Origin of the sequence: Cupriavidus sp. BIS7 (genome assembly GCF_000292345.1) — a bacterium.
GTDB lineage: Bacteria > Pseudomonadota > Gammaproteobacteria > Burkholderiales > Burkholderiaceae > Cupriavidus.
On the sequence record NZ_ALOU01000138.1, the window covers coordinates 1 to 1,105 of the forward strand.

The following is a 1,105-nucleotide window of genomic DNA, read 5'->3' on the forward strand; positions in this document are numbered from 1 at the left end:
GGATCGGCTTGGTCGGATAGCTGCTTTGCGCGTGCGCAATCGACGCCACGGAGGCAACTGCCGCGATGGCCAGGGTCAGTGCGGTTTTGCGAGCTTGCATGTGGAAAGGGTCTCCCGTCGAGAAAGCCGGGCGGATCGCGCCCGGAGGGTTTGAATCGCCGATGTGCCGTGCGCGGATTGGCGCGGCGCGTCGGCGTGCTTGGATCAGCCGCCCAGCAGACCGCGCTTGAGACTGCGGTCTACCGGGTGTTCGCCCAGGAAAATGCGCAGCACGGCCTGGTAGAAGTCCTCGCCAGGAATGGCCTGGCCGCGTGGAATGCCGTTGAGCGCCACGATCGTGCCGCCTTCGGGTGTGAAGTCGAAATTGATGATGTCGCCGCGTCGCGCGGTGCCCACCTGGTTCATGGTCTGCTCGAGCTGCGCCACGCGATCGGCCAGCACATTCATCTGCAGCTCGGAATGGTTTTCGCGCAGCCCTTCATTGAGCGCCTTGACGAACGTGGCCGAATCCACTTCGCGCAGCAGGCGCAACTGCAGCCGCTTGGGCCCGCGCGTAGCCAGCGCCACCGTGGCATTGCGCGCGCGCTCGGGCAGGTACAGGCCGGCTACATAGCCCTTGATCACGAACACGGAGCGCAGGCCGGTGCCGTTGAGCAGCAGTTCCTTGCCGCCGAGCCGCGCTGCTTCGTCGAAGCGCACGCCCTCGATCTCCATGGCAGATGCCGGTGGCGCCAGCACCAGCACGCACAGCGCCAGCGTTGCGCACAACGTGGCGGCACAGCGCCGAAGTGGGCGGGAGAGTGCGGTCGGGCAGGACGGAGACATCAGGGACTTCATGGTGCGACAGGCGGCTGCTAAACCGCGGGCAAGACGAAATTCAGCGTGCCATGCTGCCGGAATTCTGAAAAAATACCCATCCGTATCTGCCCTAGGCTGCACATTTCATAATGCAAGGCGAAGGCGCAGGTGTGACAACTACCAAAAAACAAGAGAGACAATGTCCTCCGCCCTTCTGCTGGTGCCGGATTTCAGCCTGATCCTGATTGGCTGGCTGCTGGTTCGATACACGTCGTTCGACCGCGGCTTCTGGGCCGGCGTGGAGCGC

At 63.9% G+C, this 1,105-nt stretch carries 1 protein-coding gene and 1 pseudogene; one reads left to right on the forward strand and one right to left on the reverse strand.

What is annotated here, in order from left to right; genetic code table 11:
- Positions 1-204: 204 nt before the first annotated feature.
- On the reverse strand, positions 205-825 hold the full coding sequence (locus B552_RS0126965; protein ID WP_051003624.1) for a chalcone isomerase family protein: 621 nt from the start codon (positions 823-825) through the stop codon (positions 205-207).
- Between the two features lie 172 nt (positions 826-997).
- Here B552_RS0126965 and B552_RS29010 point away from each other — a divergent pair.
- Positions 998-1,105, forward strand: a pseudogene (locus tag B552_RS29010) (AEC family transporter); the annotation flags it as partial.